Below are 25,321 nucleotides of genomic sequence, written 5' to 3'. Positions count from 1 at the left end.
GTGTATGCCATCAGCAGATAACACGGCAAACCAAATTTTTCGCCTTTCCGGGCCGCAAGGAGTCAGTGATGAGAAGCGTTAAGGTCTATGAAGAAGCCTGGCCATTGCATACCCCGTTTGTGATCTCTCGCGGCAGCCGAAGTGAAGCCAGCGTGGTTGTGGTCGAAATCGAAGAAGAGGGGGTTAAAGGCGTCGGGGAATGTACGCCTTACCCGCGCTATGGGGAAAGTCTGCCATCCGTGATGGCGCAGATCATGACCCTGGTACCTGACCTGCAAAAAGGCCTCACGCGCGACGCGTTACAGCAGCGTTTATCCGCCGGGGCGGCGCGCAACGCCATCGACTGTGCGCTCTGGAGCCTTGAAGCCGCTAAGCAGCAAAAATCGCTGACGTCATTGTTGGGCGTGGTCGTGCCGGAGTCCGTCGTGACCGCGCAAACGGTCGTGATTGGGGAGCCCGAGCAGATGGCCGCCAGTGCGAAAGCGCTCTATGACGCCGGGGCCACGCTGTTAAAAGTGAAGCTCGACGATCGTCTGATCAGCGAGCGGATGGTCGCCATTCGCTCGGCGGTGCCGTCAGCCACGCTCATTGTTGACGCCAACGAGTCGTGGCATCCCGAAGGGCTGGCCGCGCGATGCCAGCTGCTGGCCGATCTGGGCGTGGCGATGCTGGAGCAGCCTCTGCCGGCAAAAGAGGATGCGGCGCTGAAGAATTTTATCCATCCGTTGCCCGTCTGTGCGGATGAAAGCTGTCATACCCGTGAGAATTTGAGCGCGCTTAAGGGCAGCTATGACATGGTCAATATCAAACTCGACAAGACTGGCGGACTGACTGAAGCCCTGGCCCTGGCGGCGGACGCCCGGGCGCAGGGGTTCGCCCTGATGCTGGGATGCATGCTTTGCACCTCACGGGCGATCGGTGCGGCGCTGCCGCTGGTCAATCAGGTCCGTTTCGCCGATCTGGATGGCCCGACGTGGCTGGCCGTTGACGTTTCACCGGCGCTTAATTTTACCAGCGGCGTACTTCACCTCTGAGGCTGCCAGCGCAACAGATCCATCATAGCCTTTAAGTATTTTTCGCTGGCTTCGTCGGAGGAGATCGCCGGGAACTCAGCGGTGATGCAGGGCAGGCTCAAGTCGGCGCACCAGCTGCCGAATGAACCGGGTGTCTCATAGCCCACGCTGGTGACGAGCGGGAGGGCGAACGCCTGGGCCAGCCACGCGCTCAGGTCAGAGTGGCGCGGATCTTCAATACAGGCCAGCGGATCGTGGAAGGAGACAACCCAGGCGGGGTGGATCTTGTGGATAAGCTGGCACAGCGCCTGCGTTTCCGGCTCCGATCCGGGTTTATCGCCCGTGAGCAGCACCACGTCCCGCTCCTCGGCGGAGCTGTTCCAGCGATATACCGTTTCCCCTGCGCGCCAGTTTGCTGCAGGGAAATTACGGTTCAGGTCGATTCCTCGCGCATTCGCCCGTAATCCAAGCTGACAGCCGTCCGGATTCACGGCAAGAATCACGTGGTGACGTCGCAATGCCGGGGTCAGCGTCCGCAGCGCGCACGAGAGCGTGACGACAGACGAGTTCTCATCTCCGTGCGTGCCGGCAATAACCAAACCGCTGTCGCGATCGGCATCGGGGGCCGGGAACCAGATCAGCGATGCGCCTAAAAATGAGCGGCCATATTGTTCAGCGCCCGGAGGGAAGGCGCCGCGTTCCGCGCGGGGTCGGGTGGTTGCCATACGATATCCTGATAACGAAGTCTCTACAGGCAGTGTTGTGCAAAAGCCGCTGTTAATCAAATAGTTTCCTTAACGGCTGAGAATTGCCTTAAATCACTATTCAGGCGTAAGTTGTTTGCATTTCTTACTGTCGAAACAAATAATTACGCATCTGCTTTTTACCAGAATTTTTTAAAGGGGATCTTATGAAGCATCCTGTTTCGCGTCTTTTTGCCGCACTTTGCCTGTGCGGACTCTCTTCACTCTCATACGCTGCCGATGTGCCACAGGGCACGGTGCTGGCGCAAAAACAGGAGCTGGTCAGACACATTAAAGACGAACCGGCTTCGCTCGATCCCGCAAAAGCGGTGGGGTTGCCAGAGATTCAGGTGATTCGCGATCTTTTCGAAGGGCTGGTAAATCAGAATGAGAGAGGGGAACTGACCCCGGGCGTGGCGACGCGCTGGCAGAGCAACGATAATCGAATCTGGACGTTCACCCTGCGCGATAACGCAAAATGGTCTGACGGTACGCCGGTTACCGCGCAGGATTTTGTCTACAGCTGGCAGCGTCTGGTTGATCCGAAAACGACCTCTCCGTTTGCCTGGTTTGCGGCGCTGGCGGGCATCAGCAACGCGCAGGCCATTATTGATGGTAAAGCGGCGCCAGATACCCTGGGCGTGACGGCGGTGGATGCCAGAACGTTGCGCGTCCAGCTGGATAAACCGCTACCGTGGTTTAGCAACCTGACGGCAAACTTCGCCTTCTATCCGGTGCAAAAAGCCAATGTTGAAAGCGGGAAAGAGTGGACGCGTCCGGGAGCGCTGGTCGGTAACGGGGCCTACGTTCTGAACGCGCGCGTGGTGAATGAAAAACTGGTTGTCGTGCCGAACACCCACTACTGGGACAATGCGAAAACTGTCCTGCAAAAAGTGACCTTTATTCCGATTAATCAGGAATCGTCCGCCACGAAACGCTATCTGGCAGGGGATATCGATATTACCGAATCGTTCCCGAAAAACATGTATCAGAAGCTCCTGAAGGATATTCCTGGCCAGGTGTATACGCCGCCTCAGCTCGGGACCTATTACTACGCGTTTAACACGCAAAAGGGGCCGACGGCCGATGCCCGGGTTCGTCTTGCGCTGAGCATGACTATCGATCGCCGCATTATGGCGGATAAGGTACTGGGTACCGGCGAGAAACCGGCCTGGCATTTCACCCCTGACGTGACGGCGGGCTTCACGCCTGAACCTTCGCCGTTCGAGCAGATGTCCCAGCAGGAGCTGAACGCTCAGGCCAAAACCTTGCTCCAGGCCGCAGGCTACGGCCCCCAGCGTCCGCTGAAGCTGAACCTGCTGTACAACACGTCGGAAAACCACCAGAAAATCGCCATTGCGGTGGCGTCCATGTGGAAGAAAAACCTCGGTGTGGACGTCAAGCTGCAAAATCAGGAGTGGAAAACCTACATCGACAGCCGCAACACCGGCAATTTTGATGTGATCCGCGCGTCATGGGTGGGGGATTACAACGAGCCCTCGACCTTCCTGTCCCTGCTGACCTCAACCCACAGCGGGAATATCTCGCGCTTCAACGACCCGGCTTACGATAAAATAATCCACCAGGCGACGCTCGAAACCACGGCGAAAGCGCGTAACACGGACTACAACATGGCGGAGAAAATCCTCATGGAGAAAGCGCCGATCGCGCCTATTTACCAGTACACCAACGGTCGTCTGATTAAGCCGTGGGTGAAAGGGTATCCGATTAATAACCCGGAAGACGTGGCGTATAGCCGGACGATGTATATTGAGAAGCACTGATGGTTAATGCGAACTGGCGCACGTGAGCGCCAGTTTTGCCATGGGTGATACCGCGCTGTGCTTTTCGGCAGCGATGAGACCGGAACGTATTATTCTAATAACGCATTAAACTTCGCCAGCCACTGCGGATGGGCGGGCCACGCGGGAGCCGTCACCAGGTTGCCGTCGACATGTGCCTGATCGATGCCGATCGTGGCGTAGTGTCCCCCCGCGAGACGGACCTCAGGTGCACAGGCCGGGTAGGCGCTACAGGTTCGGCCTTTCAGGATGCCCGCGGCGGCGAGCAGTTGAGGGCCGTGGCACACCGCAGCAATCGGTTTGCGCGCGGCGTCAAACGCCTGTACCAGCTTTAACACGTCCTCATTTAACCGCAGATACTCGGGCGCTCTCCCGCCGGGGATGAGCAGCGCGTCGTAGTCCTGCTCCTTTACGGCGGAAAAGTCGGCGTTGAGGGTAAAGCGGTGACCGGGTTTTTCGCTATAGGTCTGGGCGCCGTCGAAATCATGGATTGCCGTTATGATGTAGTCGCCCTTCGGTTTGTCGGGGCAGACGGCATCCACCTGATGACCAACCATCTGTAACGCCTGAAAAGGCACCATGGTTTCGTAATCTTCGGCATAATCGCCCACCAGCATCAGGATCTTCTTGCTCATCATTCCTCTCCCTTGTCATTAAAGATGATTAAGATATAGCCTGGCGTGGCTGAAATGCGGGAAATAAAAAAGCCCGTCAGAGCACGGGCAACATAAGCAAGTGAATAAGTGATTCGTTATCAACGTAGTTGGAGGATAACGACGCGTATCTTACGCGGCCGTCAGGCTGGCAGATACCTGACAAATTCGGTAGGTGAAACACGATATTAAACGTGCGTTAAGGGGCGTCGAAGGTCGGGTAAAGACTATTTTCGAGAAACTCGACGAGATACCAGATTTCCCCGCTAAAAATAAACCAGAAGCCAAATATAATAAGGAGCAAAATAATTAAGGTGAGTATTATTTCTGTTTTGCCCATTGCAGATTTTACCCACCTGACGTTAATTTATTCGAGGCAGGCATTGTAGCGGGGCTTTCCCGTATACTCCAGTTTCATGCTGCAAGGACTTTATTGCGCCCATCATTTTTAGCGCGATACAGCGCATCGTCTACACGCTTAAACAGCTCATCAATCGTCTCCCCCGGGTTATGTCGCGCCACGCCAATGCTGACGGTAAACCGTGGTAAGCCCGGAATCGTAATGCGGGCAACGGCTGCACGGATCGACTCGGCAATCTGCAACGCGGTGTCGAGTGAGGTATGCGGCAGCAGGATGACGAACTCTTCGCCCCCCCAGCGGAACACCATGTCGTTCTCCCGACTACAGGCTTCCAGCGTTCGGGAGAGGGCAATAAGCACCTCATCGCCCTTCAAATGGCCAAACAGGTCGTTGATGTTTTTGAAGTGATCGGTGTCCACCAGCAGCAGGCTAAACTGCTGCTGGGCAGGTCGATTATTGAGATTGTTGGGGTCGGTAATCGCGTAGAACTGGCGTCGGTTGAGTAACCCGGTCATGGAGTCACGTAACGCGGCATGTTCCAGCTCTTGCTCCAGTCTTTTTTGCTCGGTGATATCGTGGATGATGCACAGCATCAGCTTGTCACCGTAGATCTCAATGGGTCCGGCATACGTCTGAACATGGCGGGTGGAACCATCGGCAAGGCGGTGAACAAAGTTGAGCGGCTTATGGCCGCCGGGCAGCGCGGCAATCGCAGTCATAATGGGCATCACGTCTCGCCCCAGGGTATTGATTTCCCAGGTATGCTTGCTGCACATACCATCATGCGAGTAACCGTAAAAATTGAGCGCAGCCAGGTTGGCATCAACAATCTGACCATCGCGGGCAGGATCGATTAACAGCATCGGCGCGCTGTTGGTCTGAAAAAAACGGGCGTAAAACCCCTGTTTTTTTCGCCGGTAGGTTGCGGAGCGGCTGGCCTTCAGTCCTGAGAGGATATGTTGGGCGATCCCCTCGAAGACAATCACATCTCCCCAGGGGGCGTAACGGGCAAGCGAGAGACGACAGCTTAACGGCGTATCCAGCCCATCCCGGCTTCTTATTGTCCAGATTTCGACGATCTCCTGCTCGGTTTTCAGTTCAGGTACATACATCGACAGGAGAGCTTGTGCATTCGCGGAATAGATGCCTTTACGCAGCTGATCGAGCGTCTTATCTCCCATAAGCTGCGTTGCGACCACGTTCGCAAAAACGATCTCTTCCGAAACGGGTGAAATAAGCCACACGGGTGTTTTAATGACGTTCAGCGCTTCAAAACCGTTTTGCGACATAGGCATTTCCTGTTCATCGGCTTAATACGCCTGACAATCATGACAGACGTGACTCGTGTGTTCTGCTTTGAAACATACTCTACTAAACCCCGTCAGGCATGGTTTTTTTGTGAAATAAATGCGGCGTCCGTTTGAATTTTATTAAGGGGGATAATTTGCCTTTCTGAGTTTATCTGCAGAAGCAGCCACGGCACCTGTTCGGCAGGTAAGGGGCGGGAGAAGAGGTAACCCTGCAGGTAGTCGCAGCCGAGACGGGTGAGAACCGCCTGCTGTTCTTCCGTTTCAATCCCTTCTGCTACCACGTTCATCTCCATGGTGCGGGCGATACTCATAATGGTTTCAACCAGCTTGTAGGTTTTTTCATTTCCCAGCATCGACGTTACAAAGCTTTTGTCAATCTTGAGCTCTTTTGCCGGCAGCACGCTCAGCATCAGCAGGTTGGAGTAGCCCGTACCGAAATCATCAATCGAGACGGTGATCCCCGCATGATTAAAAGCGTTGAGCAACTCAATGCTGCGGTCGAGATTTTTCAGCGCGGTGCTCTCCGTGACCTCAAGGATCAGCCTGGACGGGGACAAGTTATATTTTTCCAGCATCGACGATACGATGTGGAAAATGTCCGGCTGCTCGAACTGGACGGGGGATAAGTTGAGCGATAACGTCCACTGGCTGAACCCTTGTTCAGTCCAGAAATGCAGCTGTCGGCATGCCGCTTCAATGGCCCAGTTGCCCACCGGAATAATTAAGCCGGTTTGCTCCAGCGAGGGGATAAACAGACCAGGCAGCACAACGCCTTGCTCAGGGTGCCGCCAGCGCAGCAGGGCTTCAAAACCATGGATAGTCTTCTCTTGCGCATACCAGGTTGGCTGGTACCACAGTTCAAACTGATCGCGCTCAAGCGCCTGAGAGAGCTCCTGAAGAAAACCGGGTTTTGCCGGGATTGCTGTCGACATCTCGGTTCTGTAACGCGCCCAGCCGTTGCGGCCGTCGTCTTTGACGTGATGCAGGGCTGCATCTGCTTTGAGTTTCAGTTCATGCAGCGTTTCGCCATCCTGAGGATAGAGGCTGACGCCCGCACTCATTGTCGTGTTAAGCGTATGACCACAGATCGAAAGAGGACGTCGCACATCCTCGAGCAGCGACGCGAGCAGGGCGTTGAGTTTGTCGTCGTCACATTCCGGCACCAGCAGGATAAAAGCGTCTCCTCCCAGCCTTGCCAGGGTCATTTCACGCGAGAGCCGGGAAGTGATGCGTTGTGCGACGGTGATCAATAACTCATCGCCGACGCTGTGACCCCAGGTATCGTTGACGCGTTTGAAGTGATCGACGTTCAGGAAAATAACGGCAAATTGCCTGTTGCTCAGCAACGCGCTGCGCAGGCAGTCCTGCATGCGGAGATCCATCTGATGGCGATTCGCGAGTCCGGTGAGCGCATCAAAGCGCGCCTGGAGCTCAAGCTGCCGATTGAGTTGTCGAAGATTATCCGTCAGCCGGCCGGTGCGCCGGTGAGAATCGATAAGGGAAATAATTAACATCACACCAAGCAGGCAGAGCGTGGTGACAGAAACCCAGATGGATAACCCCAGCTCGCCGATCCCGCCGGGGAGGGTATGCGACATTTCCGGGTAATGCGCAGCGCTCATGCCGGTATAGTGCATCGCACAAATGGCGGCACCCATGACCAGGGCGGCGAGAAGGCGCTCGATAAAAACCCCTTTGTCTCGCAGGCGGAAAGCCAGCCACAGCGCCGTGCCGGACGCCACCACGGCAATGACCACCGACAACCCCACAATACGGCGATCCCAGATAATGCTGCCATCCAGCATCAGGGCAGCCATACCGATATAGTGCATAGATACCACGCCTGCGCTCAGGATAGCCGTGGCAACGATCGGTCGAAACGAAGAACGTTTTTTTCCCGCGACGGCAATATCAAGGGCCGTGGTCGACGCAATAATCGCGACGCCCAGAGACGCAAGGGTTAACCAGAGGTCATAGCGCATCATCATCGGCATCTGCATCGACAGCATGCCGATAAAGTGCATCGACCAGATGCCGATCCCCAGCGTCATACCCCCGGCAATGCGCCAGAACAGGGCAGCCTTTCGGCTGGAAAGGGGGATCTTTCCGGCACTGTCCAGCGCCACAAAGGAGGCGATAAATGCCACCAGATAAGAGATAGCGATTAACACAGGGTCCCACGATATATTGAGCATTATGCAATCCCACGCCTGAGAGGGTTACCGATTTCGCCTGCCGGGCACATCTTAATCTGGCAACGAACATGCGCATTCAAACAATATTAGTTATTTATCGTGAAGCATGACCAGTCATATTAATACTCTACATCGCATTAAGAATATAAAATATATTCTCATTGTTAACGTATTAAGCATTGCTAAACAAGAGCGAATAAAAGTAGCAAAGCTCCTTAAATATAACGGCGATTGTATCGGTTCGCCGCAGCGGATGGTATCGCTTAACGTGGCGGCAGACCAGTATCACAGCATGCTGCGAAGAACATTTTCACTAATACGCTTTTTCCATCTGACTTAAGCTAAATCCCAGGCTGCTAACGGCGAAACAACAAACCCGTGAAGTTTCCTAGGAAAAACGTTTGTGCCAATGCTATAAGTCTAGATGCCGACCAAAATATAAAATGTGGGTATCATCATGCTAAGAAATATTAGTGTCCGAACCTTTATTATCGGGTTCCTTTTATCGCTATTTTTAGTAAACGCAGGTGTCGTTGTTCTAATTTCCAGCAAGCCCTCTCTCTTTATTTCCCTTAACGCTATCAATTTCGTTGCGCTATTTTTGCTTTGGGTCTATATGACCCGGTATCTTGTGACGCCGATCAATACGGTGAAGAAAAGTATTGAAGAGGTGACTGCCGGCAACCTGGGGGTTTCTATCCCGGAGTTTGGCAATAACTGTGCGGGGCGACTCATTCCCGGGATCAACAGCCTGTCCGGCAACATTGCGACGCTGGTGCGTGAGATCAGGGCGTCATCGCAAACCGCCATGACCTTATCGGATCAGCTCTCAACACGTAGCGCTCAGCTCTCGGTCAAAACCGAACAGCAGTCCGCGTCTTTAGTGCAAACCGCAGCCAGCATGGAGCAAATGGCGGCGAGCACTAAAAATAACGCCGATAACACCCGCCTGGCGAGTGAACAGGCGAATATGGCGACGCTGCAGGCGCGTAAGGGCGGGGAGCTGATGGGGCAGGTTGCCAACAATATGCAGTCCATTACCGAATGCGCCCAGCAGATGACGGAGATCATTTCGCTGATTGACGGCATTGCGTTCCAGACCAATATTCTGGCGCTCAACGCGGCAGTTGAGGCGGCAAGAGCGGGCGACCATGGAAAAGGTTTTTCTGTCGTTGCGGAAGAGGTCAGAAACCTGGCGCACCGCAGCGCAGAGGCCGCGAAGAATATCAAAGCGCTGATTGAAGTCACCAGCAGTAACGTCACGCAGGGCGCGACCGTGGTGTCGCAGGCAGAGAAGAATATGCATGAAATCGTGACGGGCTCGGGAAACGTCAGTCGCTTAATGGATGAAATCTCCGCGTCGACGTCTGAGCAGGAGAAAGGTATTTCCCAGATCACGCTGGCGCTATCGGAGCTGGAGCGGGTCACGCAAAGCAACGTGGCGATGGCGGAGGAACTCAACGGCTCCTCGGATGTACTGCGCAATCAGGTGATTGAACTCCAGGCCCGCACGCGGAATTTTAGATTGGATCACGGGTCTTCGTCCCCATTACCGACCGGCTCACCCTCCTTCCTCCAGCAGCCAGAGCACTCTCTATGAAAGCGACACAAAGCCTGGCATGCCAGGCTTTTTTCATACATCAGCCCACCCAGCTCAATTCCCGAGCGATTTCAGCGCGATGGAATACATAGTTGTTGCTTAACCCCTCATGAAAGCTAGACTGACACCGAAAGAGTTAAAAAGGTGGAGGTGCTGTGGAAAGCATTAAAGGATCTGAACTTAACGTTCCTGACGCAGTTTTTGCGTGGGTGCTGGACGGCCGCGGCGGTGCCCGACCGCTGGAAGATAATGATGCGATCGACAGTGCGCATCCCTGCTGGCTGCATCTGAACTATACCCATCCGGACAGCGCTGACTGGCTGGCGTCGACCCCGCTCTTGCCCAATAACGTGCGCGATGCGCTGGCGGGTGAAAGCCTGCGGCCCCGCGTAAGCCGCATGGGTGACGGGACGCTGATTACCCTCCGCTGTATTAACGGCAGCACGGATGAACGTCCGGATCAGCTGGTGGCGATGCGGGTCTATATGGACGATGGGCTGATTGTCTCCACCCGACAGCGTAAGGTCCTGGCGCTGGATGACATCGTCAACGATCTGAAAGAGGGCACGGGGCCGATCGACTGCGGCAGCTGGCTGGTGGACGTCTGTGACGCGCTTACCGATCACGCCAGTGAGTTTATTGAAGAGCTGCACGACAAAATCATCGACCTGGAAGATAACCTGCTCGATCAGCAGATCCCGCCGCGCGGTTTTCTGGCCTTATTGCGCAAGCAGCTGATTGTTATGCGCCGCTACATGACGCCGCAGCGCGACGTGTATGCGCGGCTGGCCAGCGAAAGGCTCGCCTGGATGAACGACGACCATCGGCGCAGAATGCAGGATATTGCCGACAGGCTGGGCCGCGGGCTGGATGAAATTGATTCCTGTATTGCCAGAACGGCGGTGATGGCGGACGAAATCGCGCAGGTGATGCAGGAGTCGCTGGCGCGAAGAACCTATACGATGTCCCTGATGGCGATGGTGTTTTTACCGAGCACGTTTCTGACCGGGTTGTTTGGCGTCAACCTGGGCGGAATTCCGGGTGGCGCTTATCGCTACGGTTTTACGGCGTTTTGCGTGATGTTAGTTGTTTTGATTGGGGGTGTTGCATGGTGGTTGCATCGTAGTAAATGGCTGTAAATTTACGCTTTTTTCATCTTTTTCCGGGATTAAAACGCTCTTTTAATTGAGCGAAGTCAATAAACATCTACCCCGTAAGGTGCAATATTACTCCCGCAGGTGAATGCAACGTCAAGCGATGGGCGTTGCGCTCCATATTGTCTTACTTCCTTTTTTGAATTACTGCATAGCACAATTGATTCGTACGACGCCGACTTCATAGTCGGCTTTTTTTTTGCCTCCTGATTCTGAGCGTCTACCCTAAAAGGGATGACAGCAAATTATGGAGGGAATGATGAGCATCCTTAACGCTCTGCTACTGCCACAATCGCGTCAATCCGATCCTATCCCCAGCGATCCGGTACCTATGCCCGATCCCATCCCGCGTCCCCAGCCGATGCCCGACCCGCCGCCCGATGAAGAACCGATTAAATTGTCGCATCGGACCGCGAGATCTGCGAGGATACGCGCCATCTGACCGCAAAGATCACCACGAGAGACAATTGTGACCGCTTTTTCTACCCTGAATGTTCTGCCCGATGCCCAACTCGCTAACCTCAACGAGTTGGGATACCTCACGATGACGCCTGTTCAGGCGGCCGCCTTACCCGCCATTCTTGAGGGCCGTGACGTGCGCGTGCAGGCGAAAACGGGCAGTGGGAAAACGGCGGCCTTTGGCCTTGGCCTGTTGCAGCATATCGATGCGGCGCTTTTTCAGACCCAGTCTTTGGTGCTTTGTCCGACCCGCGAGCTGGCAGACCAGGTTGCGGGTGAACTGCGTCGCCTGGCACGTTTCCTGCCAAACACCAAGATTTTAACCCTCTGCGGCGGGCAGCCGTTCGGTACCCAGCGTGATTCGCTTCAGCATGCGCCGCACATCATTGTCGCGACGCCGGGACGCCTGCTCGATCACCTGCAAAAAGGCACGGTCTCGCTGGATGCGCTACAAACGCTGGTGATGGATGAGGCCGATCGGATGCTGGATATGGGCTTCAGCGAGGCCATCGACGAAGTGATCCGTTTCGCACCAGCCGATCGCCAGACGCTTCTGTTCTCCGCAACCTGGCCGGAAGCTATCGCCGCCATCAGCGGGCGCGTGCAGAAAAATCCTCTTACCATTGAAATCGACAGCGTAGATGCGCTGCCGGCCATCGAACAGCAGTTCTTTGAAACTTCGCAGCAGGGGAAGATCCCGCTCCTGCAGAAATTACTGAGCCAGCATCAGCCTGCCTCCTGCGTGGTGTTCTGTAACACCAAAAAAGACTGTCAGTCGGTTTGTGATGCTCTGAATGCCGCCGGGCAGAGCGCACTGTCGCTGCATGGCGATCTTGAACAGCGCGATCGCGATCAGACGCTGGTCCGTTTCGCCAACGGCAGCGCCCGCGTGCTGGTGGCGACCGACGTTGCTGCGCGCGGTCTGGATATCAAATCGCTTGAGCTGGTGGTGAACTTTGAGCTGGCGTGGGATCCAGAAGTACACGTGCACCGTATTGGCCGTACCGCGCGCGCAGGAAACAGCGGTCTGGCGATCAGCTTCTGCGCACCTGAAGAGGCGCAGCGCGCCAATATTCTCTCTGAGATGCTGCAGATTAAGCTGAACTGGATGAATCCCCCAGCCGGCGTCAGCATTGTGCCGCTGGAGGCCGAAATGGCGACCCTGTGCATTGATGGCGGTAAAAAAGCCAAGATGCGTCCTGGTGATGTACTCGGTGCACTGACCGGGGATGTGGGGCTGGACGGGGCGGATATCGGTAAGATTGCTGTCCATCCGGCGCATGTCTACGTCGCGGTTCGCCAGGCGGTTGCCCATAAGGCATGGAAGCAGCTGCAAAACGGGAAAATTAAGGGTAAAACCTGCCGCGTACGTCTGCTGAAATAAAGCATGAAGCGTCTCAGAAGGCGTTTCTGAGACGCTAACCGCTTACTTCACTTCAAGCACGTTCAGACGCAACGCTTCAAATTGATTGTCATCGTCTTCCGGCTGCCAGCCTGCTGGCTGCATCGGGATCTCTTCCCGGTCAAACGCCAAATCTCCGCCGTTCACGACTTCTGACTCGTGATTGATGCCTTTAAAGTCGAACAGTTCCACATCCGCGAGATGGGAAGGGACGACGTTCTGCATGGCGCTGAACATGGTTTCGATACGACCCGGATAGCGCTTATCCCAGTCGCGCAGCATGTCGCCAATCACCTGACGCTGCAGGTTCGGCTGAGAGCCGCAGAGGTTACATGGAATGATCGGGAACCCTTTCGCCTGAGAGAAACGCTCAATGTCTTTTTCACGGCAGTAGGCAAGCGGGCGGATCACAATATGTTTACCGTCATCACTCATCAGCTTAGGCGGCATACCTTTCATCTTGCCGCCGTAGAACATATTGAGGAACAGGGTTTGCAGGATATCGTCGCGGTGGTGTCCCAGCGCAATTTTGGTCGCGCCCAGCTCGGTCGCGGTGCGATACAGAATACCGCGGCGCAGACGAGAGCACAGAGAGCAGGTGGTTTTCCCTTCAGGAATTTTCTCTTTCACAATACCGTAGGTATTTTCTTCGACGATTTTGTACTCAACGCCCAGATTTTCGAGGTATTCCGGCAGAATGTGCTCCGGGAAGCCCGGCTGTTTCTGGTCAAGGTTGACCGCCACCAGGGAAAAATTCACCGGCGCGCTTTGCTGAAGATTACGCAGGATCTCCAGCATAGTGTAGCTGTCTTTACCCCCTGACAGGCAAACCATGATGCGGTCGCCTTCTTCAATCATGTTGAAGTCTGCAATGGCTTCGCCCACGTTACGGCGCAGTCGCTTTTGCAGTTTATTCAGGTTGTATTGCTCTTTCTTTGTATTTGATTGATTTTCTTGCATTTATTACTACCTTCGGAGCCAATAGGGGCATAATAGGGGCAAAAATTTTTCAGCGCGCCAGCTTATCGTTAAGCATCAGCACCTGTTCGCCATTCATTTCTTCAATCCACGCACCGTAGACTTCATAAACCATTTGCGCGTTTTCATGCCCCATCTGGCTGGCTATGAAAGACGGGTTAGCGCCGGCAGATAAAAGCCAGCAGGCAAAAGTATGCCGCGTATGGTACGGATTCCGGCGGCGAATACCAGCACGTTTTACAGCTGCGTTAAATCTGGAGCCGATACTCGATAAAGAGTAGTAGGCCTTCTGTATGCCCTTGCGCATCCTGGGCATGAAAACAAACCGCAGGTTCTGATATTCCATCGCACCATACTCTCGGTGATGAAACACAATCTCGGTTTTGGGCTGTAACGAAGTCAGCTTACGCTGTGCCTTCAAGGCCTCTAGTGCTGGCTCTAATAGCGTGATAACGCGATCACCTGCATCGGTTTTTGGTGGGACGAACATTCCTAGCGCATTAAGGTTGCGCTGTATATGAGCCGTACCTTTTTCCCAGTCGATATCTTCCCAGGCAAGAGCTGCAAGCTCTCCATGACGGACACCAGTATAAACTGCGAACGTCCACATATTGAGGCTTTGGCCACGCTCGGATGCCGCAAGCAAACTAAACTCCTGCTTCGTTAAAGGATCCGGTTTTACTTTCCCTTTGTGTAGTTTCTTGATCCCTTCAAAGGGTTTGCCACTGATAAAGCCAGATTTGTGTGCAAACCGAAGAAGGGAGCACAGAAGCGATATATAGTTGTTCACGGTACGCACAGTGCGTCCCTGTTTGTTACTTCTGGGATTTACCAGGTAAAGTGTCTCACCGTTCAACAGCTCCTTCCTGTATTTCAGAATGTCGCTGTGGCGTATAGTTGAAACAGGCGTATCTCCGTTGATGATGTGCATTAACGTACCGAGTTGTGAGCGCGTCTTACGCATCGTGTTCGCGCTAATTTCGGTTTCTTTAATGCTCGTCCATAGGTCACACAGCTCTGAAAAGGTTTGAACTGAAACAGTGGTTACGGTTTTTTTTGCTCTGGATGATGAAGGAAAGCGCTGGTGGTAATCAAACTCTCCAAGGTTGATCTCACTAACGATCACAGCCCGAAGATTCCCGGCTTTTTTGATGTTCGCCGGGGTGTTAATCCAACCTTTGAGAATTTCGCGGCAACGCTTTCCCCGGTACATAAACCAGATACAAATCTTATTGTTTCTGATTTCGACACCTGTAGGCAAAGCTGCCATCTTACGCATCCCTTATTAACTGATTAATTCTCGGATAGTTATACCAGGTTGTGCCACGCAAGGTTTTTTCTCCAGATGGGGATACCCGTTTAAAATGGACACCTTCCACCCAACAGCCCTGACGATACTTCTCAATCTGTCGTTCGGTCAGGCCTGTTTTTTCTGTGAGTCTTGCGCCAACAACCCATTCTTCGTTAAAAATTACCTGCGACATGGTTCACCTCAGGTAACCGGCATGAGTATAGATATGCCGGTCTGTAGTCGTTGATATTTCAGTTTCAGTTTGCCTGGCCGGGCAGGGAACGCAGTCGGCGCATGCCGGTCATTGCTGTGGCCACGTAGCTCGCCTTGCAGTTCACTACTTCGACCCAGACCTTCACGCCTTCCACTCTCACCGTATAGGTCTCTTTCATCTTGCTGCGCCCATAGTCACCATATCTTTGCTGGTGGGCTGCGAGTGCGATTTCACATGCCTGGCGAGCCAAAGGGGATTGCTTACTGCCTCGATTAATCAGTCGCATTTCTTCTCCTTGAGGGAGGGTTTCCCCTCCCGATCTCGTTAGTCCACGTATTCCGGTTTCATATCCGCCAGGGTGATGCTGAATTGATCGTGCAGCTCGTCGCCTAGGTGACGTTTTGAAGATGCCAGCACGCGCTCGGCTTCCGCGAATCGTTCGGCGGCATTCGGCTCGTCAGGCTGGGGCAGGGAGTTAATAGCGGCCTCAACCTTATTGCGTGCGTCCACCAGGTAATAACGCTTCACGGCCTTATTTTTCAGCTCAGTGAACAGGGCAGAACCCAGCGTTACTTTCACGGTTTCAATATCTGCGCGCAGAGCTTTAGCGCTATCCACATCCTGAGCCGCCTCGATGCGGTCACGAAAATCATCAGCAAGTGCATCGATGTTTTGAGCTGATTCCTGAGCCGTTTGAGTGGTAGTGACGTTGTCACCTACAATGTCTGCGAGGCTAACGTGCTGCGCCGGTGCCGGGTTTACCTCTCGTTCTTCTCGTCGATCATCGAGCTCATCAGGGGTGTAAACGCCAAGAATCACATCCGGGCAGAACAGTCTCGCCCAGCGTTTGACGGCCAGGTACGCCAGCTGCTGGCGAGGGTCATCAGCCCAAAGGGTAGAGTTACGGGTTCGGGCCTGAGCCAGCAGTAAATCGAGTTCTCTCGGTTTATCCTCGCCTTTCAGGGTTGCGCTGATAATGATGCCAATCCCGGCTTCGTCAGCGAGGGTCCAGCCCGGGACGCGGTACTCGCCTTTATCGCTTTTACGGATGTGGAATTTTCCAACGACCTTTTCCCATGGCCCAAACCACTCATATTCAAAACGACTGGCCAGCACGCCGCTGCGTGAAATGACGGCATTAACCAGCTGCGCTTCATACCCGAGCACACCGTTAATCAGGTGCGTCTTCTGCGCCACGGCAAAGGGATTCATCTGCCACTGTGCCGCTTGCATCGCTACAGCCATGCAGTCGGCCTGATTGCCCTGCAGGTGTTTAGGAACGGTGGCGGTGCCCTGCGCCATAATCTGCGCAAATGTGCTGATGGCGTTCAGATACTGGGAATCGAACAAAGCCACGTTGGAGTTAATAACGGTGTTCTGGTCAGCAACGGTAACGTTAGTGTTATGCATAAATCCCCCTTAAGCCTGAGCGCGCAGCGCTTCGAGGCGGCGCAGGTCGAAGTCGTTCAGTTCATCGGTGTAATCGGTAGTGATCGGCGCTGGCCATTCGCCCATGTCGAATCCGGTTGCGATGGCGCGCATCGTTTTGCGGTACTCGAGCATGCCCAGTTCAAGCAGTTCGGTGGACGCCTCGATGATGGCGATCCAGTGGTAGTTCTCGTCTTTGTTGACGAAAATCCAGAAGAACTGATCCAGCGCCGCGGTCTCGCAATACATAGCCGCACTGAGGTGGTAGTCCCGATCAATGATTTCCCGGTGCAGCCTGGCGCGCAGGCTTTCCTGCTTCACATTCCACATGCTGATGGTTTTCAGGTCAGCACCGATGCGCACTCCGTCCAGTTCAATCTCGAGATCGGGGCGTACACGCACTTCTAATCCGGTTTCGTCGTCAAAACCGAAGTAGCTCACTTCAACGGCGCGGCTTGGATGTGTCAGCAGCATGCCGGCGGTCGGGTGCCCCAGGAGTGCAGACTGAATTGCCCGCGCTGTGGCCAACTGCTGGCGGGTAACCAATATCTTTTCGCCAGGGTTGTTGCGCCAGGCATCCAGCAGTTCGTCGGCGAAGATGGCATCGGGCTTAACTGATTTAACTGCCTGGATCATGTCTGCTTTGGTACCGGACACTTTCAGCGGTGTCGGTTTCTGCGCTTCTTGCGCCACCAGGTCTGGATTGATGATCGCTAATTGCTCGAGTAGCGCATCACGGCTGCCGTTGGTTTTAACCGGTACGGGCAGGGTGACGTTGTACTCTTTAATGCATGCCTTCATTGCCGTTGCTGTCTGCTTCTGGCCTTCTTCAATTCGCTGGTACTCAGCAGGGAGAGCCATATAGCTTTGACCCGTTTCTTCCAGGCTGGTGCCAAGTGGCACTGGAGCGGGAAGGGATGCGTTATGTTCTTCAAGCAACGCTTTAATCTCGTCAGCGCTTAGCAGCGCCGGCAGGCTGGCGTTGTACGCTTCGATGAACTCGCGCAGAGTTGCGGTGGTGGTGAAAGCACCCTCCGGGATCTCAGATTCTACGCTGAACTCTGCTTCGAGGTTTTCCGGTTGCAGTGCAAGAGCGTGCACTAGATTTCCCATATCCAGCACTTTGGATGCTGTTCGCGGGATGGTTTTAGCTACATGGCGCGCGTTAAAGTACATCAGGCTGACGCGGGCATCTTTCACCTGGGTTGAGCTAATGCCGTTCGCAGCGTGATAAACGTCATTCGGTAGGCCTTCATAGCGGCCAGGTTCGAAGTAGGCTGGGTATTCGATTATTGACTTCGACTGCTGCTCTTCCGGGGCTATGGAATCTGTCTGCGAATTAGCTGCATCAGTGCTTTCGCTCGGTGGTACCGAACCAACATCTTCGTCTTTCTCTGGCTTAGCCGTTTCCATCTGCACATCGTTGGTGGTCTCCGCTGCGTTTTCCGTTTTTTCGACTTCATTTGAGGAGGTATCGGCGACCGGTTCGGTATTTCCGCCCATCAGGCCATCGATGGAGAACACTCCACTGCCGAGATTTTCAACCTGCGGTTGTTCAACTGGGGCTTCAGTCTCAACTGCAGGAGTAGGCAACGGCAGTAGCTCCACAGCAGAGTTAAACTCAGCCGTCATGGTTTTATTCACAAACTCAAGATGAGCCGCTGGCGTGTGATGAATGTTCTCTGGTGCGATGCGGATCAGATTGAAGATTGCCGCACGGTTGACCGCCAGTACGCCGGGCTGATTACGCAGGATGGCGCTCCATGATTTCCATGGTTCTTCTTTCTTAGCCACGATTTCTTTGGCACGTCGTAATACGCACGAAGGAATTTCGAAGTGGTGGAAGTCCATAGGCAGTAGGGCACAGGCAATTTCAAGATCGAGAGTGTCCAGATTGTGGTGCGCGCCTTCGCCGCGATCCGTTACATAGCCGCCGTCTGCATTGGTACCAGAATCAGTGCGCTGAATATTACTGATGCGATTACCAGCAGCCCATTCGCGAACGAGAATGCCGCGGTCAATGTAATCAGTCGCCGCCCAGATTCGGGTAAAACGAAGTACCAGAGCGAGTTCGTGACGCTTCTCCTGGCTGAACACCTTGCGAATGGCATCGGTGTAGCGCCACAGGTCTTTAGTGTCGTAACCCTTAACCTCTTCGCAGTTTTCTGCCGCCAGCAGCAGGTTCTGGACATAGCTGTTGTCAGTGTCCATCTCCAGCGCGCTGATACCTTCGTATTCTTCGCGGGTTAAGTGGTGGCGCAGTTCGTTGGCGGTGAACTGTGCGAGTAGCTGCTTTCGGAACGGCATACGCACGACTGGATAACGAGTGGTTTCGTCATCATTCTCGTCAATCTGAATACCGTTGTCAGGTTCCAGAACCTGATCGGTTGTAACGTCGGAGTTGCTGGTGCTTTCTGATTTGAGAAGTGTAAGCTTTCCGCTTCTCCACTCTCTAACTAACTCATTGCGGTCACCTGTATCTCCTCTCAACCAGTCGGCCATGAAAGCAGCTAGTAGCTTTACTTCGTGCTCTTCATCTGGCGCGAATACCTGCTTAATCGCCTGGACCAGCTTCCACTCAGCGTTCAGGCTGAGTTCGGCAACTTCAGGGATGTCGTTCTTCGCCAGCAGCAGGTTCTGGAGATAGGTGTTGTCTTCATCCAGTGACATTTCGCTGGCAGCCAGTTGCTGCTCTTTAGTGACATGTGACTGGTATTTGTCGCTGGTCAGGTGCACAGCATAACGAACCGCTGGAGTGCGGTTTTCAACCGGGACACTCTCGACGGTCGTTTCGACTTTAACGGTAGTTTCCGGTGCGGTAGAGTTGTCTACAGCTCCAGTAGACTCAGCACCAGCCTTTGGCAGCCAGGTGCGTCCATCGTTCTGCAGTTCGTAGCGTTTGCACCAGGTGTAATCCACGGTGCTTTCTTCCGGGAGGTCGTTATACACCGGGAAATCGGTTCGAACCGGTTTGGCGTAATCCTTACCGCGTCCGGTTTCAATACCTGCATCTTCCAGCTCAACATCGAGCTGCAGGTTTGCACGGGCTTCAGATTTCGCAGTGAACCAAATCACTGCGTCTTCTTTGCCAGATTTCTGCGTAGCCTTCACTACATAGAAAAATTCCATGTGAGATCCTCTTTTTTGGATGTAAGATCCCCGGGCCAGAGATAGCGCCCATTGGGTGAACTTTGGTTTTTTAAGTAGTTTTCCGGTGTAACTTTGGTCGGGAGCACCGGACGTACGGGCCGCCTTGCGCGGCTTTTACGTTATGCCTCGTGGGCCATTTGGTCGTACGAAGCACAACGTTCAGAGCAGTATTCTTTTTCTTTGCGCGCCAGCTGTGCGCCGTTGCGATAGAGAAGGGTACTTTTGACTACTTCCTCCGGTTTAACCGGCTTGGCGCAGTACCCGCATTTAGTTGAGCTACACATCTGGATTCCCCTTTTGCGCCAGCAGGTAGCACAGGCGGCGAAGAATCACCTCGAAGAAGTTCAGCTTTACGGCCTGCTGCCGTCCTGGTTTGCGTGCGAAATCAATCATTCTCACCCTCGTTTGCCTTATCGCCGGCCAGCGGAACGTTTAAACCTGATGCGCGTTAATCTCTCCACCTCATCCGACTATTCGTATGCCGTCGGCGGCTACTTCGTGGGCGTCCTGCCTTGGTGGTTCGTAGTGCGTCTTGGTGAGATGAATTAAATCACTAGTTTATATTTATGTCAATCATGAGTTGATTGTAGCTGTAAATCTAAGGTTTATATAACCTGCTTTTGTGAGGTGGCAGCTGAATCGCACGCAAAAAAAATCCCGACGCTACGGTCGGGATTGGGGAGTTCGAGATAGTATTCGTCTACGATATTATCTATCGGGTAACTTCAAATATGATTCGTCGGGAATCATAAATGGAGGGTGATAGTCCAACTTGCCAAACAAAATTTCAGGTTCAGCCTTTCTAGAGTAATGGACGACAAATTCTGAAGTCCTGTCTCCGTAAGCTCTAGAAAGGTCATAACATGTGATGCCGATATGATAATGCCACCATGCGTATTGCTGGGCTTTTTTGACTTTGCTAACAAACTCAGGATCGTTTGGGTGCACGTTGTCAGAACTTTTATTCCTACCCTCCAACCCTTTGAATCCGCGTACTTTTAAATGATTAGCAAATCTAAATATTTTGTCCGCGTCGGATCTTTCTCGTTTTTTCAGCTGAAGGATGAGTTTTTTGCCAAACTTAACAGTTAATCGAGGTTTACTTCCATGATCCATTTGTAGAAATCATCCTCATTATGAACGTTTTCTGGCATCGTTATGAAATCACAATCGAAGGCATCTTCTAGAGCTTGCAAATCGTAGCCACAACCTTCAAAGCTTGATAACTCTGCCGCGGTATTGGGGCAATGAATAGCAAGTTCGCTGTTGATCCCCTTAACAGGCAATGAAGAGAAGAATGCCCTAAGAGGATTGCAGATGCTCACTGGAAAGGAATGAGAGTCTACAACAGCTATGCTCATTCTGAATCCTCCGTAAGACCAAGCTTAGTAGCTACGATTTGTGCATCAAAGTAGATTGTGTGAGCACAGTGTTTACAGGTTACAGGGAAATACCAACAAGCTAAGTTTTTTGAAAATGGTATCGGATGAGCAACAATTATAGGTTTTGTTGGCTCACCAGGATAGGAATGTAGTTTCCAATCGTCTTTACCGCAAAGAGAGCAATTTGCAAACTTATCGGTTTCTACGTCGCCTATAGTCTGCATAAGGTACTCATGCACTTGGTTAATTTTCAGCGATAGAATCGATTCTGCTAAGTTCTTGTTTGACATTTATTTTTTTCACCACTCACTTATGTGAGAAAGCTCCATTCCATAGGAGGTGACAAATTATACAGCCTTTATCATAAACAGCACGATAAATCGTTACTAGCATTATCGGCCCCATTACGATGATCTTGATTACACATGATAACTATAGCTTCTACTACCGATCCTGCTGCGACCTTATACGTCCTTTGATGTACTTCTCGTACAGCTCATCTAACTCCTTCAGGCGAATCGCAAAGATGCGAAGCATGTTCTGTTGCTCTTCTTCCGGCAACTGGCGGTAGAGCTCAAGTAGGCGCTGTTCGTCCGGCTTAAGTCCGTCTTTCTCACCGACATCTTCACCAAGTAACCAAGCGACAGAAATACCCACAGCGTCTGCTATGGCTAGAGCTGATTTCTTGCTAATCACACCTTTTTTGAACCAGCCGTTAACGGCCTGAGGAGTGACTCCAGCTATTCGCGCCATATCGGCTTTGGTAACGCCGCGATCAGCGATCTCATTAAGGCGTTCTACCAGAACGAGGTTGGGTTCTTCTTTTCTCATGTGGCCATTGTAAATATTTGGTTTATACACACAATAAATCCATGATTTGCAAGATGTGTAAATCTGTGGTTTACTCCTGCTATCAAAAAGCAGGAGAAGAACATGTCCGCACTCGATAAAGCAATAAGGGCAGCTGGCTCAGCTAGAAAGCTCAGTCTGGCACTTGGCGTGACCAGTATGTCCGTAAGCCATTGGAAGAATCGTGACCATGGGGTCGTGCCGCCTGGCTACATCTTCCCTATTTTTAAAATGACAGGCGTAACTCCCCACGAACTGCGTCCTGATCTCTACCCAAACCCAAGTGACGGTTTACCTAAACAGGAGCCTTAACAATGCAAACTGTTTCAGTTCAACAGAGTAACAGAGCTTCCTCTAATTCACTGAAATTCCAGTGTCATCAAAGCGAATCGGCAGCGCAGGATATTGATCATCGCGATATTTGTTCTGCAGTCCGGGCGTGGGCAGCGGCAGAAGGGCGCGTAGCTGTTGCGCTTCAAATCCAAGAAGCGGCGGAAGAACTCCAACTTGATGGCGTGGATGTGTCTGGCCAGGCAGATGTCTGGAACGTGAAGCTGTTCCGCTGGCTCGACAACAAAGAAGACTCTGTATCGTACCGAAAGAACGTCGAACAGCTGGTGCCCGCGATCATGTCTGTATTACCGCTTCGGTACCGCGACCGCGTCGTTAAAAACGACTCCTTTGCCTACCGGATGGCCAGGCTGGAGAAAGAGGTGAGTGAGGCGAAGCAAGCTCTGATGCTCGATGCACCGAAGAAGGAAAAACTGAAGGAGTTAGGCGAGGGGATTTTTGAAATGTTCCGTGTCGATCCGGACCTTACCGCGCCGCTTTTGGCGATGGTCACAACCATGCTGGGGGCAGTGTGAAGACTTCAGAAAAGGCGAAAGCCGGTCTGCGCGAACAGAACCGACTTTCAGGTGCAAAAACGGAGTGTAATTGCGGAGCTAAGTATGTCAAACACAGCTGAAATTATCAATTTCCCCCACAGAACCGAACAACCGGGAGGTCGTATGGCCGACCTGTCGAACGGGTATACCAAGGTCGCTAACGAGATCCAACAGCTCAAGCCTCGTCTGAGAATGTCAGGTCGGGAATGGCAGTGTTTTGAGGCGGTGATCTGGCTTACCTACGGCTGGAACAAGAAACAGGACCGCGTTACGAACACGGTGATCGCCGAGCTTACAGGGCTGAGTGATTCCCACGTTTCGGATGCGCTTAAATCACTCGCAGAACGCAAAATTATCTTCAGTCAGAAGCAGGGCGTGATGAAAACGGTCGGTATAAATACTGACCTTTCTGCCTGGATTTTAGACAAACCGAAAACGGGAAAAGTCTTCCCGAAATCGGGAAAAGTGTTACCGAAAACGGGAAAAACCTTCCCGGAAACGGTAGACACCCAAGACTATAACAAGAACAATATTAAAATATCCTCGTCTCGGAATTCTGACGAATCCCGAAACCAGAAAACTCAAAAGTTTCTCTCACGCCATCCAGAAGCAGCCGCCGGGATATACACCCCTGCAGGTAAATCATGGGGATCCGCTGACGACCTCAAGGCCGCACGCTGGATTTACGACAGGCTTCTCACCGTCAACGCATCGCTATCCGAACCCAACTGGGCTGAATGGGCAAACACCATAAGGCTGATGCGTGCCCAGGACAAGCGTACTCACTACGAAATCTGTGACCTCTTCCAGTGGGCCAACCGGGATGAGTTCTGGAAAGACAACATCCTGAGCCCTTCAAGTCTGCGCAAGCAATGGGATCAGCTCACTACGAAGCGGCTGCGTGCAACCGGAACGGCAAAGCCATCCCGGGGCGGCATTGACCTGCATAACACCGACTGGATTGATGGAGTGCTGGAATGAAAAACCTAGCCGAGAGCATTCGCGATTTTGACCGGGAACAGGCTTGCCGGGTAGCGCACAACATGCCTGAGCAGTACACCGAACGCGAACAAACGCAGCAGGTGGCTCAGATTATCAACGGGCTGTTCGTACAGCTGGCGGCCGCGTTCCCGGCAAGCCTGGTTAATCGCAGCCAGGAAGACGTGAACGAGATCCGCCGGCAATGGGTGCTGGCCTTTAAAGAAAACGGGATCACAACCATGGAGCAGGTCGAAGCCGGCATGCGCATAGTACGCCGACAGGAGCGTCCATTTCTGCCTTCGCCAGGCCAGTTCATCAAGTGGTGCAGGAAAGGGCGCTGCGTGCTGGGGATCACCACTGCTGACGTCATGGCTGAATACTGGAAGTGGAGGAAGCTGGTATTTCGTTACCCGAACAGCGAGCAGTATCCGTGGCCTAAGCCGGTTTATTATCACATTTGCCTCGAGCTGCGGCGTCGCGGAACTGATGGCCAACTCAGTCACAAAGAGCTTGAGCGTGAGGCCGGTGATATTCTGGATAGGTGGGAAAAGCGGGTGCTAGCCGGGAAGCCGATTCCGCCTATTCGTCGGGCGTTGGCTGCGCCAGTTGCTCCGAAAGGGCCGACACCGGCGGAGCTTTTGAAAGCTAAATATCAACGGATGAAAGCAGATGGCAGGGCATAGTGAGGAAATGGTCTGTTATGAGCGAGAAGCGGACTCTACCGTGGATTTTATCAACACTCAGGGTTTGCTTTTAAAAATTGTTATCCAGTTTTACTGCATGAGGTATTCCATAATTGTCCTACCGTTTTACTCATTTTTTGTCTCTTTTATCTATGACATCAATGGTTAAGATTACAACGTCTGAGCAGACGTACTAATTTAAATTCTGTCATTCAGTCGTAGCGATTCTGTGAGGCATCTTTTTATTTTAAACAACTCAAAAAGGTGGAAATAACGATGAAGCGTCCAAACTGGTTTCAAGTTTCCGATAAAGGTGGCAAGGCTATAGCAGCGCTCCATCATTACGCCACTACTGGTACAGGTTTACCTGCCGAGCTGATCCATTTAATTTTTTTAAGAGTTTCCCAGATCAATGGTTGTGCACACTGCATAGATATACATACTCGCGATCTTATCAAGAGTGGCATGTCCGTCGAAAAGATTGTATTGGTGCCTGTCTGGCGAGAAGCTACCTATTTATTCTCGGATATAGAGCAAGCTGCCCTCTCATGGGCGGAAGAAGTTACCCGTGTTAGTGAAACACATGCTTCCGATGAAGCATATTCCGCAGCGCTTTCTGTATTCGGTGAAAAAGATTTGGTTGAACTTACCATTGTTATTGCCACCATGAATGCCATTAATCGTATGGGTATTAGTTTTCGAATGAAGCCGCTTGCTAAAGCTTGACAGATGTAAATAGCTCCCATAAGGGACTCTGGAGCTATATTAAAGTCTGCTTCTGGCACA

Annotated in this window: 25 protein-coding genes and 1 pseudogene; 11 read left to right on the top strand and 15 right to left on the bottom strand. The window is 52.7% G+C overall.

Annotation, left to right across the window (positions count from 1 at the left end; genetic code table 11):
- Nucleotides 1–68: 68 nt before the first annotated feature.
- A complete protein-coding gene (gene ycjG / locus AA74_RS0119100) occupies nt 69–1,034 on the top strand; it encodes an L-Ala-D/L-Glu epimerase (RefSeq protein WP_025913060.1) in 966 nt (321 codons plus the stop codon).
- Here the strand turns inward: ycjG and mpaA are convergent.
- Entirely contained in the window at nt 1,025–1,738 is a 714-nt protein-coding gene (gene mpaA / locus AA74_RS0119095; protein ID WP_025913059.1) for a murein tripeptide amidase MpaA, read from the bottom strand. The two genes, ycjG and mpaA, sit on opposite strands and share 10 nt — an antisense overlap.
- Before the next feature lie 185 nt (nt 1,739–1,923).
- Here mpaA and AA74_RS0119090 point away from each other — a divergent pair, with 185 nt between their 5' ends.
- Nucleotides 1,924–3,540, top strand: coding sequence for an ABC transporter substrate-binding protein (locus AA74_RS0119090; RefSeq protein WP_008501259.1), 1,617 nt, complete (start codon nt 1,924–1,926; stop codon nt 3,538–3,540).
- An 89-nt stretch (nt 3,541–3,629) separates the two neighbouring features.
- On the opposite strand, the gene AA74_RS0119085 is transcribed toward AA74_RS0119090, so the two are convergent.
- The 4 genes from AA74_RS0119085 to AA74_RS0119070 all read right to left on the bottom strand — a co-directional run bounded on the left by AA74_RS0119085 (nt 3,630) and on the right by AA74_RS0119070 (nt 8,077).
- Nucleotides 3,630–4,193, bottom strand: coding sequence for a DJ-1/PfpI family protein (locus tag AA74_RS0119085; RefSeq protein ID WP_008501260.1), 564 nt, complete (start codon nt 4,191–4,193; stop codon nt 3,630–3,632).
- A 217-nt stretch (nt 4,194–4,410) separates the two neighbouring features.
- Nucleotides 4,411–4,551 carry an Ecr family regulatory small membrane protein gene (locus AA74_RS1000000123500; RefSeq protein ID WP_021240268.1) on the bottom strand — a complete coding sequence of 47 codons (141 nt, stop codon included), beginning with the start codon at nt 4,549–4,551 and terminating at the stop codon, nt 4,411–4,413.
- Nucleotides 4,552–4,625: 74 nt separating this feature from the next.
- The gene (locus AA74_RS0119075) at nt 4,626–5,861 is read right to left on the bottom strand and encodes a sensor domain-containing diguanylate cyclase (RefSeq protein ID WP_025913058.1); all 1,236 of its coding nucleotides are present in this window, start codon (nt 5,859–5,861) and stop codon (nt 4,626–4,628) included.
- 92 nt (nt 5,862–5,953) lie between these two features.
- Complete coding sequence (locus AA74_RS0119070) at nt 5,954–8,077, bottom strand: bifunctional diguanylate cyclase/phosphodiesterase (RefSeq protein WP_025913057.1); 2,124 nt, start codon at nt 8,075–8,077, stop codon at nt 5,954–5,956.
- Nucleotides 8,078–8,534: 457 nt separating this feature from the next.
- Here AA74_RS0119070 and AA74_RS0119065 point away from each other — a divergent pair, with 457 nt between their 5' ends.
- From AA74_RS0119065 to dbpA, 4 genes are all read left to right on the top strand, one after another.
- Nucleotides 8,535–9,677, top strand: a complete 1,143-nt coding sequence (locus tag AA74_RS0119065; RefSeq protein WP_023292274.1) for a methyl-accepting chemotaxis protein — start codon at nt 8,535–8,537, stop codon at nt 9,675–9,677.
- Nucleotides 9,678–9,832: 155 nt separating this feature from the next.
- The gene (gene zntB / locus AA74_RS0119060) at nt 9,833–10,816 is read left to right on the top strand and encodes a zinc transporter ZntB (protein ID WP_021240264.1); all 984 of its coding nucleotides are present in this window, start codon (nt 9,833–9,835) and stop codon (nt 10,814–10,816) included.
- Between the two features lie 292 nt (nt 10,817–11,108).
- Nucleotides 11,109–11,273 (top strand): hypothetical protein, encoded by a 165-nt coding sequence (locus AA74_RS1000000123750; RefSeq protein ID WP_304665500.1) that lies wholly within the window; start codon nt 11,109–11,111, stop codon nt 11,271–11,273.
- Nucleotides 11,274–11,300: 27 nt separating this feature from the next.
- On the top strand, nt 11,301–12,674 hold the full coding sequence (dbpA, locus tag AA74_RS0119055; protein ID WP_025913056.1) for an ATP-dependent RNA helicase DbpA: 1,374 nt from the start codon (nt 11,301–11,303) through the stop codon (nt 12,672–12,674).
- A 42-nt stretch (nt 12,675–12,716) separates the two neighbouring features.
- On the opposite strand, the gene ttcA is transcribed toward dbpA, so the two are convergent.
- From ttcA to AA74_RS0119015, 10 genes and pseudogenes are all read right to left on the bottom strand, one after another.
- Entirely contained in the window at nt 12,717–13,652 is a 936-nt protein-coding gene (gene ttcA / locus AA74_RS0119050) for a tRNA 2-thiocytidine(32) synthetase TtcA (protein ID WP_023344312.1), read from the bottom strand.
- A gap of 49 nt (nt 13,653–13,701) precedes the next feature.
- A complete protein-coding gene (locus AA74_RS0119045) occupies nt 13,702–14,940 on the bottom strand; it encodes a site-specific integrase (protein ID WP_025913055.1) in 1,239 nt (412 codons plus the stop codon).
- Nucleotide 14,941: 1 nt separating this feature from the next.
- Nucleotides 14,942–15,154: an excisionase family protein gene (xisR, locus tag AA74_RS1000000123115; protein ID WP_014884030.1), complete on the bottom strand. Its 213-nt coding sequence runs from the start codon at nt 15,152–15,154 to the stop codon at nt 14,942–14,944.
- 64 nt (nt 15,155–15,218) lie between these two features.
- Nucleotides 15,219–15,461, bottom strand: a complete 243-nt coding sequence (locus AA74_RS0119040) for a DUF4060 family protein (protein WP_020882485.1) — start codon at nt 15,459–15,461, stop codon at nt 15,219–15,221.
- 38 nt (nt 15,462–15,499) lie between these two features.
- The gene (locus AA74_RS0119035) at nt 15,500–16,585 is read right to left on the bottom strand and encodes a RecT family recombinase (RefSeq protein WP_025913054.1); all 1,086 of its coding nucleotides are present in this window, start codon (nt 16,583–16,585) and stop codon (nt 15,500–15,502) included.
- 9 nt (nt 16,586–16,594) lie between these two features.
- Nucleotides 16,595–19,732, bottom strand: a complete 3,138-nt coding sequence (locus AA74_RS0119030; RefSeq protein ID WP_025913053.1) for a RecE family exodeoxyribonuclease — start codon at nt 19,730–19,732, stop codon at nt 16,595–16,597.
- A gap of 140 nt (nt 19,733–19,872) precedes the next feature.
- Complete coding sequence (locus AA74_RS1000000123745) at nt 19,873–20,037, bottom strand: YdaE family protein (RefSeq protein ID WP_071998373.1); 165 nt, start codon at nt 20,035–20,037, stop codon at nt 19,873–19,875.
- A pseudogene (locus AA74_RS1000000123740) lies at nt 20,030–20,185 on the bottom strand (hypothetical protein); the annotation flags it as partial. The gene AA74_RS1000000123745 and the pseudogene AA74_RS1000000123740, both read right to left, overlap by 8 nt.
- 656 nt (nt 20,186–20,841) lie before the next feature.
- Nucleotides 20,842–21,114, bottom strand: a complete 273-nt coding sequence (locus tag AA74_RS1000000123290; RefSeq protein WP_025913051.1) for a hypothetical protein — start codon at nt 21,112–21,114, stop codon at nt 20,842–20,844.
- Between the two features lie 465 nt (nt 21,115–21,579).
- Nucleotides 21,580–21,996, bottom strand: coding sequence for a helix-turn-helix domain-containing protein (locus AA74_RS0119015; protein ID WP_025913050.1), 417 nt, complete (start codon nt 21,994–21,996; stop codon nt 21,580–21,582).
- Between the two features lie 72 nt (nt 21,997–22,068).
- Here AA74_RS0119015 and AA74_RS0119010 point away from each other — a divergent pair, with 72 nt between their 5' ends.
- From AA74_RS0119010 to AA74_RS0118985, 5 genes are all read left to right on the top strand, one after another.
- The gene (locus tag AA74_RS0119010) at nt 22,069–22,296 is read left to right on the top strand and encodes a YdaS family helix-turn-helix protein (RefSeq protein ID WP_025913049.1); all 228 of its coding nucleotides are present in this window, start codon (nt 22,069–22,071) and stop codon (nt 22,294–22,296) included.
- 2 nt (nt 22,297–22,298) lie between these two features.
- Nucleotides 22,299–22,850: a toxin YdaT family protein gene (locus AA74_RS0119005; protein WP_025913048.1), complete on the top strand. Its 552-nt coding sequence runs from the start codon at nt 22,299–22,301 to the stop codon at nt 22,848–22,850.
- 84 nt (nt 22,851–22,934) lie between these two features.
- Nucleotides 22,935–23,852, top strand: a complete 918-nt coding sequence (locus tag AA74_RS0119000) for a replication protein (RefSeq protein ID WP_025913047.1) — start codon at nt 22,935–22,937, stop codon at nt 23,850–23,852.
- The gene (locus AA74_RS0118995) at nt 23,849–24,535 is read left to right on the top strand and encodes a replication protein P (protein ID WP_025913046.1); all 687 of its coding nucleotides are present in this window, start codon (nt 23,849–23,851) and stop codon (nt 24,533–24,535) included. Before AA74_RS0119000 ends, AA74_RS0118995 begins: the two co-directional genes overlap by 4 nt.
- Nucleotides 24,536–24,811: 276 nt before the next feature.
- Nucleotides 24,812–25,261, top strand: coding sequence for a carboxymuconolactone decarboxylase family protein (locus AA74_RS0118985; protein ID WP_014832179.1), 450 nt, complete (start codon nt 24,812–24,814; stop codon nt 25,259–25,261).
- Nucleotides 25,262–25,321 lie beyond the last annotated feature (60 nt).

Origin of the sequence: Enterobacter sp. 5-4, from assembly GCF_000612205.1 — a bacterium.
Lineage (GTDB): Bacteria > Pseudomonadota > Gammaproteobacteria > Enterobacterales > Enterobacteriaceae > Enterobacter > Enterobacter roggenkampii.
Note: the sequence above shows the minus strand (reverse complement) of the source record. Positions and strands in the feature narration are given on the sequence as shown.